The 928-nt window shown below is 65.4% G+C and carries 1 protein-coding gene; it reads right to left on the reverse strand.

The window, feature by feature from the left end:
• Window positions 1-928, reverse strand: a 928-nt coding sequence (locus NKJ72_RS30900) for an ATP-binding protein (protein WP_352480799.1), incomplete at both ends; no start/stop codon positions are given.

Consider the following 928-nt stretch of genomic DNA (forward strand, 5'->3'; position numbering starts at 1 on the left):
CCGAGGCCGACCACCTTGCCAGCTCCAACCTTGATGTGGATACGGCCCGTCTTTGGGGCGAGAATGCGCGTTTCCATCTTCATCGCCTCGATGAGTGCCACTGCTCCGCCCTCGGCGACCTCCGCCCCGTCCTCGACCAGCCATTGTTGCAGGGTGCCGGGGATTGGGGCCGACACCGTGCCGTCGCTCGCCGGCCTGATGGCGGCAGCGGGCGGCTGCGGTGCGGAAAGGCCGGAAAAGAGCGCGGCCGGTAGGCCGAGTGCATGACGCTTGCCGTCGATCTCGACGAAGCTGCGTATCAGACTGCCCTCGATCGGGTCGACGCGCGGCGCGGGCTCGATGCCGCGAAACGCGGTCTCGATCCAGTTGGTATAGACCCGGAAGCCATCCTCGCCGGTGAAGTCAGGCTCTTCCAGCACCGCACGGTGGAAAGGCAGCACCGATGCGACCCCCTCGACCCGGAACTCGGCAAGCGCGCGGCGGGCGCGGATCAGCGCCTCCTCGCGCGTCGAGCCGGTGACGATCAGCTTTGCCATCATGGAATCGTAAAGGCCGGAGATCTCAGAGCCGGTCTCGACGCCAGCATCGAGTCGAATGCCGGGGCCGGAAGGCGCGCGGAAACGGGTGATCAGCCCCGGCGTCGGCAGGAAGCCGCGACCCGGATCCTCGGCATTGATGCGAAATTCGAAGGCATGTCCGCGCGGCGTGGGCGTTTTTTTGACGGACAGTGATAGGCCGTCAGCGATGCGCAACTGCTCGATGACGATGTCAACGCCAGTCGTCTCCTCCGTCACCGGATGTTCCACTTGAAGCCGCGTGTTGACCTCGAGGAAGGAGATGACGCCGTTCTCTGACAGCAGGAATTCAACCGTGCCCGCGCCTGTATAGCCGGCCTCCACACAGATCGCGCAGGCGGCGTCGTGGATAC

Origin of the sequence: Mesorhizobium sp. M0045, from assembly GCF_040323385.1 — a bacterium.
In the GTDB taxonomy this organism is placed as follows: domain Bacteria; phylum Pseudomonadota; class Alphaproteobacteria; order Rhizobiales; family Rhizobiaceae; genus Mesorhizobium.